A 15,548-nucleotide genomic window follows, 5' to 3' on the forward strand; every position below is an offset into this window, starting at 1 on the left:
AAGCCATTATTATCCGCTATTACTCGAGTTTAGGATAAATAAAACGGCTCCCCGGCAGATGTTATAAAATAACCCTGTTTGTCTGTCTGGGCTATTTCTGCCCATTGATAAAATACACTTCTTGCCACGCGTGCACAGCACCCATAAGGGAGTTGTATATAAGGCACGGCTGCATCTTTGTAGTCTTGTATATATATAGGTTGCTCAGCACTGATGAGCCATTGTCTGTCTAGGTTATCTATACAACAAAGCACTTGTCCTTGCTCGGTATTTTCAAATCGCCAGGCAACAATAATAAAGGGGGCGTCTTCAACCGTGATGGCTATTTTTTCGACTGGCGTTTTTAAATAAAACTGCTCACCCTCTTTACACAATACCGAGGCAAACAGCTTTACCATAGCCGGGCGTGTTATTTCACTGCCAGCATAAAACCATTGCCCTTGGTCGTTAATAACCATTGGCAATGATCCACAGTGGGTTGGTTGCCAACTATCAAAAGGTTTGTTTGGCTCGCTTAATTGCTTGCTTAGTTGGCTAAGGGAAATCACTGCTTTTTAAATGTCAGTGCAAAAGTAACAGGTACGGCAGTCGCAATTGACGGTAAACCCGCTAATTTTTGTAATTCCATAATGCCCTCTGTAATTGCAAAATCATTACTATTAATAATAATAGGACTGAAAGAAGACACACTTAAATCACCATTTTCTGCACTGCTAACCAGCACATCTATAGTAAGCGGCTTTTTATTACCATGAAAATCAAGTTCCGCATTAATCCCTTTAAGCACATACTGGCCAGGTTTTTTAATACTGCTGAGCTGCGATGCTAGATCTGCGGTTAATATGGCATTTGCAAATGTATCGGCTTCAAATAATAATTTTGTTAAACGCTCATTACGAATGGGGATCAGTGTTTCTGCCGAGGTTAAGTCTACATTTACACTAAACTCACCTTTATCTGATAACTTGCCTTCAATATTAGTAAAGTGATTTGCTTCAGCAATACTATTTTTTTTGATAGAAACAAAGCTTAATTGGCTTTTATCGTTTACTAACTGCCAATCGGCCTGAGCGATATTAGAAATAACTAAACTTGATAACGACAAACCTGCAATAGCTAATGCTTTAAACATGACGAATTCCTTCTATAAATGAACAATACCCCATTCATTAGAACCACAAATGAATAGAAAGTACTTTTTATGAGCTTATGATGGTATCACCTAAAGGATTAAGTGTAATTATAGAATAATAAATGGGGAATAATTAAGGTTAGGAATAAAAAACGGCCCATCAAATATATGATAGGCCGGTATAGCAAACTGGGGAGAAGCTATGAATAATTGCATCTTCGCAGATGCATCATCAACAGGATGTCCTACAGGATGAGGACGGCGCGACTTTAACAAAAGCCAGCGCACTAGTACAATAAAATTCTAGATAATTTGTGTATATTTGCCAACACCTTATGATTTAACATCGGTCTTTTCTTTAGTTAACTTTTACGTAACTAATGCGGCTATTTATTTAAGTAATTAATATTTTTAAACTGACATAAAAAAAGTGCCCTTAGGCACTTTTTTGTCATTTTATTATATAAACTTAGTGAGCCTGTTCCCAGTTGTCGCCTTCATCAGCTTCAACTATAAGTGGTACATCAAGAGTAGCCGCTTGCGACATTAGTTCGCAAATATGCTTTGTGTAAGCATCAACACAGTCTGTTTTAATTTCAAATACCAACTCATCGTGTACTTGCATTAATAGCTTAACGGTATTGGGAGCTTGCTCGTATACCCAACTGTGTACACTTAACATTGCCTTTTTAATGATATCGGCAGCAGTGCCTTGCATTGGCGCATTGATTGCTGCGCGCTCAGCTCCTTTTCTTCGTGCACCATTTTGGGCTTTTATTTCTGGTAAATATAAACGGCGTCCAAAAATAGTCTCTACATAACCGCTTTCAGCGGCCTTTTCACGCGTTGTTTCCATATACTCTAAAACACCTGGGAAACGCTCAAAATATTTATCAATATAATGCTGCGCTTCATGGCGTGGCACATCCAGCTGGCGTGCTAAACCAAATGCCGACATGCCATAAATTAAGCCAAAGTTAACCGCTTTAGCTTTACGACGCATATCGCTGGTCACTTCTTCTAAACTTACACCAAATACTTCTGCTGCAGTGGCACTGTGCACGTCTAAACCATTAGCGAACGCACTTAATAAACCTTTATCTTGTGAAAGATGCGCCATTATACGTAGCTCAATTTGGCTATAATCGGCAGCGACAATTTTATAGCCATCGGCCGCTATAAACGCTTCACGAATACGACGCCCTTCTTCTGAGCGAATTGGAATATTTTGTAAATTAGGATCGGTTGAACTTAAACGCCCAGTTGCCGTTACGGCTTGATGATACGAGGTATGCACACGCTGCGTTTTCTCGTTAACCATTAACGGTAATTTGTCGGTATAGGTTGATTTAAGCTTTGATAAACCACGGTGCTCAATAATTACTTTAGGCAGTGGATAGTCGTGCGCTAATTCTTGTAATACTTCTTCTGCGGTAGAAGGCGCGCCTTTAGGCGTTTTTTTAATTATTGGCAGTTCCAGTTTTTCAAACAACAATACTTGTAGTTGTTTTGGAGAACTTAAATTAAATGGTTCACCCGCTATTTCATACGCTTCTTTTTCCAGCTCCAATAAACGCTCGCCTAAGCGTTGGCTGTGCGCAGCAAGCATTTTGCTGTCTATTGCTACACCAGTGCGTTCAATATCAGAAATAACATTAACCAGTGGCATTTCTATATCTTCGAATACTGATTTTAGTTTTTCGTCAGCGGCTAATTTTGGCCATAAAACTTGGTGTAAACGCAGCGTAATATCTGCATCTTCAGCGGCATAGGGGCCGGCTTTATCTAGCTCTACTTGATTAAAAGTAAGTTGCTTTTTACCTTTACCAGCAATATCTTCAAAGCTGATATTTTTATGGCCTAAAAATTTAAGTGCCAGTGAATCCATATCATGGCGCGTACCCACACTGTTAAGCACATACGATTCAAGCATGGTATCAAACTTAATACCGTTTAATTCATAACCCGCATTTGCTAATACGCTTTTATCGTATTTAAGGTTTTGCCCTACCTTAGCTTTTTTGGCATCGGCTAGAATAGGTCCTAATTTTTGCATTACAAACTCAAGGCTTAGTTGCTCAGGTGCACCCGGATAGTCGTGAGCAACGGGTAAATAAGCAGCTTCACCGGCTTTTACCGCAAAGCTCATACCTACTAACTGTGCTTGCATGTAATCAAGGCTGGTTGTTTCTGTATCAAAGGCAAATAGCTCAGCATCATTTAGCTGCTCTATTAATGCATCAAACTGGCTCTCGGTTAAAATAGTTTCGTATTGTGCCTCTGCTACTTTTGGTACTTCGTTAGCCTCAGTGGGAACAGCTAAGTGTGTTTCGGTATCTTTAGGGTTATCGAGTAACTCAGCTAACCAACGACGAAATTCACATTCACCATAAAGCGCAATTAGCTCATCTTTATTGGGCTCTTGTAACTTAAAGGTATCAAGATCCGACTCAACCTCAACATCACACTTAATAGTGGCAAGTTGATAGCTTAAAGGCAGATGATCTAGCGCAGCTGCTAACTTCTCTCCTATTTTACCTTTGATCTCGCTGGCATTATCCATAACGCCCTGTAGCGATCCGTATTTTTCTAACCACTTAACCGCAGTTTTAGGACCACACCCTTCTACCCCTGGAATGTTATCTACTTTATCGCCCATTAAAGCTAAATAATCGATAATAAGTTCTGGGCCCACACCAAACTTTTCAACTACAGTAACAGGATCCGAGATACTGTCGGTCATGGTGTTTATAAGCGTTACATGTTCATTTACCAACTGCGCCATATCTTTATCGCCGGTAGAAACCAGTACGTGGCGCTTTTGCTCTGAAGCTATGCGCGCAAACGTACCAATTACATCGTCGGCTTCAACACCTTCAATGCTAATAAGCGGAAAACCCATTGCCTTAATAATACGGTGGATTGGCGCTATTTGCGTGCGTAAGTCATCTGGCATTGGCGGACGGTTCGCTTTATATTCGCTATACATGTCATTTCTAAAGGTTTTGCCTTTAGCGTCAAATATAACCACCATATGCGAGGGATCATATTGTCTGATCAAACTTTTTAGCATGTTGATCACACCATATATCGCTCCGGTCGCTTCACCTTTTGAGTTAGTTAAATGTGGCGGTGAATGATAAGCACGAAATAAATATGAAGAGCCATCAACTAAAATAAGTGGGTTTTCGGGGATCTGAGCCATGGTGAATTTGGATCCTAAATACAAAAAGTAAGATAATTATAAGCATGCCATAAGGCAGTGAATAAAACGACTGCGAATTAATACTACTGATGTTGATTAATTCAGAACAAACTGTGGATAACTTTGTAGATAACAGCCACAGACCATTCTTCCAAAGCATTAAAAAACGCTTAGAAATAAAGTTAACTGGTTGTTTTTACTAAAAAAGATAATACGAGGTTCTTTTTTTATTATTTTTTTACCAATGTGGAAAAAAGTTTTAAGCGTTACATCCGCTGTTAGTCATTGCCATTATTTGCATCCATTTAAATAACTGGACGAGCATTCTAGCATAATGGATCAAAGATCATAGCGATCCTTTATAATTTTTTTCACTGTGGTTGATCACCAAATGGCATATACCCTATGATCACTCGCTTAGCGAACAGTAACTATACAAATAATTTTTCAAACAGATTATTTTTGCCATGTTAAACTTGAAGGTCTGTTGATCTTTCAAGATTGAGTTTGCAGCAGTGTGTTTGGTATTTAGACAAGGCAGAGCCTATGTGGTGTGGTTATTCCCCATAAATAGGCGATAACGCAGCATTAATACCAAACATGCGCTGCCCGAAGGGTTCTGTCTAGGGGCGATTAACTCTTTGTTAGGGGCATGAGCAGGATGCAAAAGCTTTGCTCTGTTTTTACTTATTTACACATAGATGTAAGCCAGTAGAATAACGCAGGAGCAGTTATCGAGCCTACTAGGTTACAAACCTCGCGCCGCGATCAAATCGCTCCTAGTTTGAACAAATTTTAATCCGCAAAGGTTAACAGACCCTAATCTATCGAACTAAATTTTAGTTTGCCGACTTAAACGGAGCAGATAAAAAATGAAAAAAGTTGCAGTAATTTTAGCCGGTTGTGGCGTTTATGATGGTAGTGAAATTAATGAAGCCGTTTTGACTTTATTACACATAGCAAAAAATGGTGCAAGTTATCAATGCTTTGCACCCGATATAGCGCAGCATCACACCATTAATCACCTCACTGGTGAAGAAACCACCGATAATCGTAATGTACTTGTAGAAGCAGCGCGTATTGCTCGCGGCGAAGTAAAAGCGATTACTGAGCTGGACGTTACACAGTTTGACGCTTTAATTGTACCGGGTGGTTTTGGTGCTGCAAAAAATCTATCTGACTTTGCTATAAAAGGGCCACAGGCAAGTATTAATGCTGACGTGTTACATGCCTGTAAAGCGTTTGCCAATACCAATAAAGCAGCGGGCTATATGTGTATTGCTCCTAATTTAATTCCTTTTATTTATCAGCAAGCACACCTAACTATAGGTAATGATAGTGACACAGCTAATGCACTTAACACCCTAGGTGCTCAGCATGTCACCTGCGCAGTAGATGATATTGTTGTAGATCAGCAGTACAAGCTAGTAACAACACCAGCCTATATGCTGGCACAATCTATACTCGATGCCGATGCTGGAATAGCTAAACTGGTGAGTGAAGTGCTCGCACTAAGCTGATTTTTGATCAATATGATCTATTTAGATTTTTGTAACTTAGAATAACAGTTACTCTGTTTAACCATTTAGTAAACTGCTGTTTTTATTGAGTTAACGCAATCTTTAGTCGATTTAATCAATAAAATCTACTCTTAGCATTTTATAAATTGCTTAGGGGAGTTATAATTGTTTTAAATTCCGTCATTTACAATCGTGATTGATCACGTTCAAATTGAAGTGGGCAAGGCAAAATGAAAAAACTATCAGCTGCAGCATTACTAATGCTAGCAACCACCGCATACGCACAGCCATATGATAACTCTATGACTGCCGATGCAATCAAAAAACGTCTCGCACCGATTGGTGCTGTATACCTTGAGGGTGACAAAGTGGCCGCTCCTGCAGCCCCTACTGGCCCACGTTCTGGCGAGCAAGTATATCAAGCTTCATGTTTTGCGTGTCACGGTACTGGTGCGTTAGGCGCACCTAAATCGGCTGATGATTGGTCACCTCGCCTTGCTAAAGGTAATGATGTATTACTCGATCACGCACTGAATGGTTTTAATGCAATGCCGCCAAAAGGTACTTGTATGGATTGTTCTGAAGACGAAATTAGTGCCGCAATTAACTTTATGACAACTAAGTAAAAGCCTACTAAAATCAATAAATAAAAAGGTTTACCTAAGGTAAGCCTTTTTTAATGCTTTTTATCTACTTTTAACCGCTATTTTAACGAATATATACTTGACGCTAATAGTTAAAAATGAAATTATAAGCGCAATTAGTATACAATAAAAACACAGCTGGTTAACATCATTGGAAGATAAATTAACAGTACCTAGTAACTTAGCGCATCAAAATAAACGTCTTAAAGCGCTACTGAAAAAGTACAAGCATGCACATCATCTACAAAATGCCCTGATCCTATTATCAGAGCAAGCCAGCACGGTTGCAGAACTTACCTTACTCTATCCCGCTATACACGATATTTTGCAAAAGTACGTACCAAGCAAAAGTTTTTATGTTGTACTTTCCAACAGACACACAAACTTATTAGAACTTTCTTATTTTTCAGACGAAAAAGATGGTCTTGCTATTGCCCTTAATCAGCATAATAGTTTTAACGAAGGTGCAACTGGTTATGTATTTAAACAAGGTAAAACAACCTACTTTACTAAGCAACAAATGCAAGATGCTGCTAATAATGGTTTATTTAAAGCTTTAGGTACGCCTGCTGAGCACTGGATTGGCGTGCCTGTATTTCAAGAAAAAAGCATTATAGGCGTACTTGCAGCACAAAGTTACGACACAGAGCAAGGATACAGCCCTCAACAAATACAATTACTAGAGGTTATGTCGCTGTACTTAGCTACCGCAATAGAGCGAGTAAAAAAGCGCGAGCAACTCGAAGCCGAAGTTAAAATTCGCACCCAAGCACTTACACAAAGTAACGCAGCGCTTAACCTTGAAGTCGAACAACGTAAACGAGCCCTACAACGCCAGCAAATTTTATTTAAAATATCGGAGCTGGCAACACAAGCTAAAAATATTGATGATGTATATTTACAACTGCATGAAATTATAAAGTCGATAACCTATGCTGATAACCTTTATATTGCACTTTATAACAAAGATTCTGGCTGGCTAAGCTTTCCTTATTACGTAGATGAATTTAAAAAGAACCCTCAATCAAGGCGTTTTTCTAAAGGCTATAGTGAGCTGGTAATTAGCACCGAAGAAACTCAGCTTATACATCCCGATAGAGCAAAAGCGCTTATACAAGATGGCACAGTACAACGCACTTCACCTGTGCCTGAAAAGCAAATGGCTACTAGTTGGCTTGGCGCACCATTAAAAACATCACAAGGTGTTATTGGTTTAATTGTTTGCCAAGCGTATAACAATAAACATATTTTTAGCCAAGATGATTGCGAACTCATCACCTTTGTATCCCATCAAATTGCTACAGTATTACAAACAAAATTAGCTAATATCGCACTTAAAAAGAGTCATCAGGAGCTTGAGTTTCGAGTTGACGAAAAAACTAAAGAGTTACGCCAAGCTAACCTACATTTACAAATGCAAATTGATGAGCGAAAAAAAATAGAGCAGCAGCTTTATCACGACGCGCATCACGACTCGCTGACCGGTTTAGCTAACCGAAGCTTATTTTTAACTCAACTTGAAAAAACCCTGCAAGAATATCATCGCTTTGTAGAGCAACACTTTGCCGTATTATTTATTGATTTAGATAAGTTTAAAAGTATTAACGACCAACTTGGCCATCATGCCGGGGATCAGTTTTTAATTAGCGTGAGTAAGCTATTTTCGCAGTGTATTCGCGAGCACGACTTATTAGCGCGCTTAGGGGGGGATGAGTTTGTAATTTTATTGACTCATTTAACCGAGCCTCAACAAGCTGAAGATGTTGCTAATAGAATCATTAACTTAATGGCAGAACCATTTTGTTTTAAAGGCTCGTCACTGCAAAGTGGTGCAAGTATTGGTATAACTTACTCTAACCAAAGCTATAAAAATACGGATGAAATAATTCGTGATGCCGATGCCGCTATGTACTACGCTAAAAACTCAGGTAGAAACCGCTATGAGCTATTCCACCCGCTATTAACGCAAGCAATACCAGAGCAGCAATCACCAGTACTGCATTACCTTGAACAGCTACCAATGAATTTTAGAAGTTCTGAGATCATTACTCTTGATGAAAATTGCCAGTCTGAGTCATTGCTAGAGGCATTTGGCGAGCACCCTATATTGGGCTATACCAGTTTTGATATTCTAAAAAAGTTTGCCTGCGATAAAGAGCAACATCTTAATGTTGAACTTCAGCTACTGCAACAAGCATACACACAAACAAGTAACGCTAACTTAAACGTCGGCTTACTACCTTGCTCTAGTTTGTTATTGGCCCATCCTGAGTTTAATTTATTTACTGATGCTTTGAGCCAATGCGAAAACAAAACACAGCTTTGCTTACTCTTTGACGAGCAAGAAATTCGTTATGCTAGTGCAACACAAATTGAAAATTTAAAGCAATTATCTTTAAACGGCTACTCTATTGGGTTAAATAATTTTGCTAAAGATAAATGCGAGCTTAACTTACTTAGCGAAATTGATTTTGACTACCTACTACTAAGCTCAACATTTAGTAAACGTATTTTGCAGCAAGCTAGCTACGACCTACAACTGCAGGGCGTACTTGCCATTACTAAAATTAAAAACACTAAAGTAATAGCAAAAGGCCCTGCTATATTAAATTTTAGAGCTCTATTAGATAAACACGGTCTAGGATTTTTTATCGGTAAACAGTCTGCACTTAACAGTAGCTTGCAGCCCTCTATTAGTCACTCTGAATCACTGCAACGTTAACCAATTTATTCAGGTTTTTTAAGCATAGCGCGTAGATTAGCCACACGCGCCTGACCTTTTTCCATTCGCTCGGCTTGGCTATTAGGTGCTTTTTTATTCTCGAATGCTAAATCGTCTTGTGGTAGTTCTTGTACAAAACGACTGAGCTCTGTTTGTGATGTTTCGCCAAATTGACGACGTATTTTAGCATAAGTTAAGGTGAGCTCTTGTTGAGCTCGGGTGATCCCAACATACGCAAGGCGACGCTCTTCATCTACGTTGTCCTCATCAATACTTACCTGATGCGGTAGCAAGCCCTCTTCCATACCCACCATAAACACGTACGGATACTCTAGTCCCTTTGATGCATGCAAGGTTGATAACTGCACCGCGTCGGCTTCATCTTCTTCTTCGTTACGCTCTAACATATCGCGTAATGTAAGTTTGCTCACTACTTCGGCCAAGGTCATGGGCTCGTTATCGGCGTCGCCGGTTAGCATGTCGGTGATCCACCGATATAACTCCGATACGTTTTTCATCCGCATTTCAGCCGCTTTGGCACTAGGTGATGACTCGTATAAATACGCTTCGTAGTTAATGTTACGCACTAAATCTTTAACCGCTTCTAGGGTATCACCGCGCACCGCGTTGTCTGATAGCTCCACAACCCAACGTGCAAACCCAGTAAGTGCGTTCAAACCACGCCCTTTTAGCCTATAACCTAGGTCATTATCAAAACAGGTAGCAAATAAACTCATGTGCTTTTCATTTGCGAGCGTGCCCAGCTTTTCAAGTGTCACCGTGCCTATTTCGCGCCGTGGTGTATTTACTATTCGTAAAAATGCATTGTCATCATCTTGATTAACCAGCAGCCGTAAGTAGGCCATAATATCTTTAATTTCTGAGCGCGAAAAAAACGACATACCACCGCTAATTTTGTATGGAATACGGTTACTCATTAACGATTTTTCAAAGCCTCGCGCTTGGTGATTACCGCGATATAAAATAGCGTAATCTTTGTAGCTAGTGCGTTTCATAAACTTATGCGAAATAATTTCAGCCACTACGCGCTCAGACTCATGCTCTTCATCACGACAACCAATTACTTTTATTGGCTCACCATAACCGAGCTCACTAAACAGCTTTTTTTCAATGTCGTGCGGGTTGTTGGCAATTAATATATTAGCCGCTTTTAGTATTCGCCCTGCACTACGGTAGTTTTGCTCCAGCTTAATAAGTCTAAGCCCGGGGAAGTCTTTACTTAATAACACTAAGTTTTGCGGACGCGCACCGCGCCATGAATATATCGATTGATCGTCATCGCCTACCACAGTAAAGCGGGCACGTTCACCTACTAACAGCTTAACAAGTTGGTATTGGCTGGTATTGGTATCTTGGTACTCATCCACCAGCAAGTATTTAAAGCGTTGCTGCCAGCGCATCCGTGAAGTGGCATTATTAGTAAGGAGCAAAGTAGGGATCATTATTAAGTCATCAAAATCTAGTGCATTGTAAGCACGTAACTGGTTTTGATAGCGACCATAAAGCTGTGCAAATAATGCTTTTTGTGGCTCTTGCGCTTCGCGGATTGCTTGTTCTGGTAAAATTAATTCGTTTTTCCAGCTACCAATTGCCATTTTTAATAGCTTGAGTAGGTCTTTATCATTTTTAAGTTCGTCTTCGGTTAAATCATTTAATAACTGGTTGGTATCTTGATCGTCAAATAGCGAAAAACCCGGCTTAAAGCCCAGTGTACTAAGTTCTTTTTTGATAATTTCTAAACCCAGCGTATGAAATGTAGATACCCAAAGCCCTTTGGCATCTTGCTTGCCAAGTGTTTGCAAAACACGCTCACGCATCTCTTTAGCAGCTTTATTGGTAAAAGTAACCGCGGCAATATTACGCGCTTTATACTCACACTGTTTCACTAAATATGCGATTTTATTAGTAATAACACGCGTTTTACCAGAGCCAGCTCCAGCAAGCACTAAGCATGGCCCACTAATATATTTTACCGCTTCATCTTGTTTAGGATTGAGTTTCATAACGACCAAAGAGATTTAAAAAGACGGGCAATTTTAACGTAACCATTACAGCGAGCATAGCAATTGCACTAATTAATTCGATAAAGATCAACCTGTGTTAAATACACTGGCTATAAGGTAATATTAGTTATTATAAATTCTGGGCAACAGCCAAGGGACGAACATGATTAATCCAGCAAAACTTGAAGAAATTGCAAAGCAAATCACTAGTAATATGCCACAAGGCGTAAAAAACTTAGCCGATACACTCGAAGGTAAAACCAAACAAGTTTTACAAAACAAGCTTGCTGAGATGGACTTTGTAAGTCGTGAAGAATTTGATGTACAAAGCCAAGTACTGATCCGTACACGCGAAAAGCTAACTGAGCTTGAAGCTAAAGTTGCACTGTTAGAGCAACAACTTAGCACTCAGCCAAATGCTGAATAATATATACGCTTAAAGTAAAAAAGCAGCCAAGGCTGCTTTTTTGTTTTGTAATAGTGCTAATTAATTAAATAACTTGAACTCTGGTTAAGGAATTTACTAACATATTGAATTATAATTATATTTATTTTCTCTAGCCAGAAGTTTTCAGTGAAAACAAGGCGAATTTATGCGTCAATAGCTGGCCTATTGCAAGTAAATTCAACGCAGTTAGCGCTGAAAATAGCTGCTTGAGATAGATTTATTATCCGGAGCTCAGGTTAAATAGCTCATCAAGTACATAGTAAGCTAAATTGCTCTGCTGCGCGCAACTCACAACCAGCATTTTTTGCGCTACTTGCTCCCCAGTTATTGGTTTATAGCGTTTTAAAAGTGGCAGACGAGTTATAATGGGTAAAATAACACTGCCAATTTTCTCAGCCACTCTAAACCGCTTACGGTTACCTAATAATAACGACGGCTGAAAAATACTGATACGTGCAAAAGGCAGTTGCTTAACCTGCTGCTCTAGTTGCCCCTTCATTTTTAAATAAGGGCTAGTGCTGTGCGCATTTGCACCACTTGATGACACCAAGCAGTAATGTTGCACACCATTACTTGCGGCTAATTGCGTGGCAATAAATTGATAATCAAAATCAACTCTTCGCTGCGCCGCAATTGAGCCGGCTTGCTTTTTAGTAGTACCTAAACAAGAAAAAAACACATCGCCTTTAAATAATGCAGCATATTGAGTTAACTCATCAAACTCAATTATATGATTAACGAGTTTTGGATGACGTATGCTTAGCGCACGACGGCTTAAGGCAATTACATTAGAAAAATACGCGCTTTGTAGTAACTTTTTTAATAACTCATTTCCTACTAACCCTGTTGCACCTATAATTACCGCCGTTTTTGTCATCGCTTTAATTATCCATGGTCAAGTTTTGAAAACACGTGTTGCACGGCTTTTTTATAAGTGTCGGCTTCTTCTGATGCACAAGTTACTACTGACTCTAGGTCATGTAGGTGGCCATTTTCTAGGCCGTAAACCCAACCATGAATCGATAAACTTTGTCCACGTGCCCATGCGTCTTGTACTATATTAGTACGCGCTACATTACGTACCTGCTCAATTACATTAAGCTCTATTAAACGGCTTAAACGCTCTTTTTCAGGCACTGCATTTAATTGCTCTAGGTGCTTCTCTTTTACATCACCAACATGGCGCAGCCAATTATCAATAAAGCCAAAGCGGGCTTCATCTAGTACTGCTTGTACACCACCACAACCATAATGCCCCACCACCATAATATGTTTAACTTTTAATACTTCAACAGCATATTGCATTACCGATAAACAGTTATGATCTGTATGTACAACTACGTTTGCTACGTTACGATGTACAAATAGCTCACCTGGGAGTAAATCTACAATTTGATTGGCTGGCACGCGGGAGTCGGAACAACCAATCCATAAGTACTCTGGATTTTGCTGCATTGATAGTATTTTAAAAAAGTCAGGATCCGCTTTACTAGTGCGATCTGCCCAACGTTTATTATTGTCGAATAAATTTTTTAGCTTTCTCATTGCATCTCTTTTCAGTTCGAAGACGGGTAATTTGCCAAGATCAAAATATTGCGCGGTGTTAACTGTTTTGCGCAAAACGTTTTAATACTGACTTGATAGCCTTGCTGCTGTAAATATAAAGCACGATCGAGCACAAGCCAAACTTCTATTGCTCTTCTGAACACATGTCGAACCAGTTCAATACGATCAGTTACTTTTATTTTGTCCTGCCCAATAAGTAAAAACTTATTATAATCAATCTCTTGTGTCAACTTTAACGACTTTTTGTCTGCAGCCCATGCACAAAACGATTTAAATGAATCTGAAAACACCGCCTTGTTAACCGACGGCACACTGACGTAATGTTGCTCATTAGTAATCGATTTTCGCAGGGCATCAAACCCGAGTCGCCATGCAACTTCAGTGTTACGCACTTTAACTATGCGTGAAGGCGCGGTGACCATTTCTTGAAGTGCGAGCTTTAAGTCGCGATGAGTTAAGTTAAGGAGACTTTGTTGTGCAAGCGTACTCATTGCTAGGTAATTATCTGGGGTAAATAAATGATAACAACAAGGAGAAAAACTAATGTTAGAGACTTTAGCTACACTGGCCTGCTGCATAAAAGCTTGATGTAAACCGCCGCAAGCATGTAAAGCGACTGCGTGCATATCGGCTTTAAAAAAAGCAGTAATGTCATCCTTCAATACATCTGCTTGGCTAAAGTGCATAGCTAAGCCTTGCTGCTTTGCACTGTGCTGCCCTTGCTCACATAATTGCGGTTGCAGCTCTATACTGTGCACGCTTTTAGCACCATTAAACGCTAGCATACGCCCGAGGTGTCCTTTACCCGCGCACCATTCTAAAACAGGCTTGGTACTACTGGGTAAAGCCGCTACAAAATCTTGCAGCTGCTGAAACTTCCGCCCTTTTATACCGTTACTAAGCCAAAACGGATAGTCACTGCGCGTTAAGTTCGCTGTTGGTAACTCACACAAATTTACCAGCTGTTCAAGTTGCTCAATATGCGGCTCAAAAAATTGATATAACTGTTCTTCATTGCCATCTAATTGGGCAACTTCTTCATCCGTTAAATTATTTAAAGGCTCTTGTAGCTCAGGCCAAGGTAGTGCATCAAAATCAAATGCCGTACATTGCCAATATTGGCGATTACGCATAAGGAGAGAATCAAGTGCAGAAAACTGCTCAGCTAAGGTCATATCAACTTAAAATAAATAAACACAATTAATTATAGCAGCTCAGCCCACTGTCATTAAGTGGTTATTTTTTGAAGATTAAACGTAAATACAGCGGGATAGAAATAATGCTGATAATAATTGCTGCCAGTAACATCCATGAAAGCTGTAATCTTTCGGGCTCCTGATACTTATATATAAAACTAGTTTTTACTTTGTCAAAATCACTTTGTTCAACACCATATAAATCAGCTATTAAGCGCCACTTTGCCATCGACATATTACCTAGGTGAGTACTGGGTACTGTAACATAGCCTTTTAATACCTCGGCTTCATAAGCTAGCTGATGGGGGCTTTTATGCGGTGCATATTGCTGAGTTACTGCTATCGCTTCATCCATATTCATCATTGCATAACGCCAGCCTTTAAGACTTGCCTGATAAAAGCTTTCTACTGTTTGCGGGTGGTTTTTAAGCATACTTTGGCTAGTAAACAAAATATCGGCATACAGATCCATACCGTACCTTTGCGGACAAATAAGTCTGTGGGCAATTCCTTGCTGCGCCATGTAATAAGGTAGGTCGGTTACATACACTTGCATTGCATCTACTTTATTGTCAATCCATGCGCGGGTCGGATTATCACCTTCATAATGGGCTAAGCGGTCGGTATTAATGCCACTGCGCTGGAGCATAATTAATAACTCAGTATTCTCTCTTTTACCGCTGGTAGTGACTCGTTTAGTAATAAAGTCTCGTGCATGAAAAATATCAGAGCTGTCTTTAACCATCCAGCAATAAGGGGAAAACTGCAATATAGCAGCCATTGCCACTAAAGGTTTACCGGCAATGCGTTGCTGTAAAACACCAGAATGACCAATGCCAAACTGCACCTCACCTTGTGCTACTGCATCAAAACTGTCGGGCATACTTAACTTGGCAGGGAGTATATTTACATCCAGCCCGACCTCTTTATAAAAGCCTTTATGCTTGGCCATATAATAGCCGGCAAATTGAAATTGATGAGTCCATTTTAATTGCAATGTAACCGGTTCTTGCGCCTGTAGCTGGCAACAAAAAAGCCCTAAAACAATGATTAGTCCTTTAATTAGCAACGAGTTCCCCTCAAAGCATATT

General features: G+C 39.7%; 12 protein-coding genes. 4 read left to right on the plus strand and 8 right to left on the minus strand.

Annotation, left to right across the window (positions count from 1 at the left end):
* Window positions 1-29: 29 nt before the first annotated feature.
* The 3 genes from AAEY55_RS15295 to polA form a co-directional block, all read right to left on the minus strand.
* Window positions 30-548, minus strand: a complete 519-nt coding sequence (locus AAEY55_RS15295) for a DUF1285 domain-containing protein (protein WP_182677566.1) — start codon at window positions 546-548, stop codon at window positions 30-32.
* Window positions 545-1,132, minus strand: a complete 588-nt coding sequence (locus AAEY55_RS15300; RefSeq protein WP_011329398.1) for a YceI family protein — start codon at window positions 1,130-1,132, stop codon at window positions 545-547. Before AAEY55_RS15300 ends, AAEY55_RS15295 begins: the two co-directional genes overlap by 4 nt.
* Window positions 1,133-1,601: 469 nt before the next feature.
* Window positions 1,602-4,337: a DNA polymerase I gene (polA, locus tag AAEY55_RS15305; protein WP_086994718.1), complete on the minus strand. Its 2,736-nt coding sequence runs from the start codon at window positions 4,335-4,337 to the stop codon at window positions 1,602-1,604.
* A gap of 872 nt (window positions 4,338-5,209) precedes the next feature.
* On the opposite strand from polA, the gene elbB reads away from it, so the two are divergent.
* The 3 genes from elbB to AAEY55_RS15320 all read left to right on the plus strand — a co-directional run bounded on the left by elbB (window position 5,210) and on the right by AAEY55_RS15320 (window position 9,223).
* Window positions 5,210-5,857: an isoprenoid biosynthesis glyoxalase ElbB gene (gene elbB / locus AAEY55_RS15310; RefSeq protein WP_089368823.1), complete on the plus strand. Its 648-nt coding sequence runs from the start codon at window positions 5,210-5,212 to the stop codon at window positions 5,855-5,857.
* Between the two features lie 230 nt (window positions 5,858-6,087).
* Entirely contained in the window at window positions 6,088-6,483 is a 396-nt protein-coding gene (locus AAEY55_RS15315) for a cytochrome c5 family protein (RefSeq protein WP_041454600.1), read from the plus strand.
* Between the two features lie 169 nt (window positions 6,484-6,652).
* On the plus strand, window positions 6,653-9,223 hold the full coding sequence (locus AAEY55_RS15320) for a diguanylate cyclase domain-containing protein (RefSeq protein WP_182677568.1): 2,571 nt from the start codon (window positions 6,653-6,655) through the stop codon (window positions 9,221-9,223).
* Window positions 9,224-9,228: 5 nt separating this feature from the next.
* Here the strand turns inward: AAEY55_RS15320 and rep are convergent, their stop codons facing one another.
* Window positions 9,229-11,247, minus strand: coding sequence for a DNA helicase Rep (gene rep / locus AAEY55_RS15325; RefSeq protein ID WP_086994727.1), 2,019 nt, complete (start codon window positions 11,245-11,247; stop codon window positions 9,229-9,231).
* Between the two features lie 163 nt (window positions 11,248-11,410).
* Here rep and AAEY55_RS15330 point away from each other — a divergent pair, with 163 nt between their 5' ends.
* Window positions 11,411-11,674, plus strand: a complete 264-nt coding sequence (locus AAEY55_RS15330) for a ubiquinone biosynthesis accessory factor UbiK (protein ID WP_086994730.1) — start codon at window positions 11,411-11,413, stop codon at window positions 11,672-11,674.
* A gap of 241 nt (window positions 11,675-11,915) precedes the next feature.
* Here the strand turns inward: AAEY55_RS15330 and AAEY55_RS15335 are convergent, their stop codons facing one another.
* The 4 genes from AAEY55_RS15335 to AAEY55_RS15350 form a co-directional block, all read right to left on the minus strand.
* Window positions 11,916-12,572 (minus strand): NAD(P)H-binding protein, encoded by a 657-nt coding sequence (locus AAEY55_RS15335; RefSeq protein ID WP_350552007.1) that lies wholly within the window; start codon window positions 12,570-12,572, stop codon window positions 11,916-11,918.
* Between the two features lie 8 nt (window positions 12,573-12,580).
* Window positions 12,581-13,240, minus strand: coding sequence for a carbonate dehydratase (gene can / locus AAEY55_RS15340; protein WP_086994736.1), 660 nt, complete (start codon window positions 13,238-13,240; stop codon window positions 12,581-12,583).
* 11 nt (window positions 13,241-13,251) lie between these two features.
* Entirely contained in the window at window positions 13,252-14,436 is a 1,185-nt protein-coding gene (locus tag AAEY55_RS15345; protein ID WP_182677571.1) for a methyltransferase, read from the minus strand.
* A gap of 61 nt (window positions 14,437-14,497) precedes the next feature.
* A complete protein-coding gene (locus AAEY55_RS15350) occupies window positions 14,498-15,526 on the minus strand; it encodes an ABC transporter substrate-binding protein (RefSeq protein ID WP_182677574.1) in 1,029 nt (342 codons plus the stop codon).
* Window positions 15,527-15,548 lie beyond the last annotated feature (22 nt).

The sequence above is a fragment of the Pseudoalteromonas sp. 120-MNA-CIBAN-0494 genome (assembly GCF_040308885.1).
Lineage (GTDB): Bacteria > Pseudomonadota > Gammaproteobacteria > Enterobacterales > Alteromonadaceae > Pseudoalteromonas > Pseudoalteromonas nigrifaciens.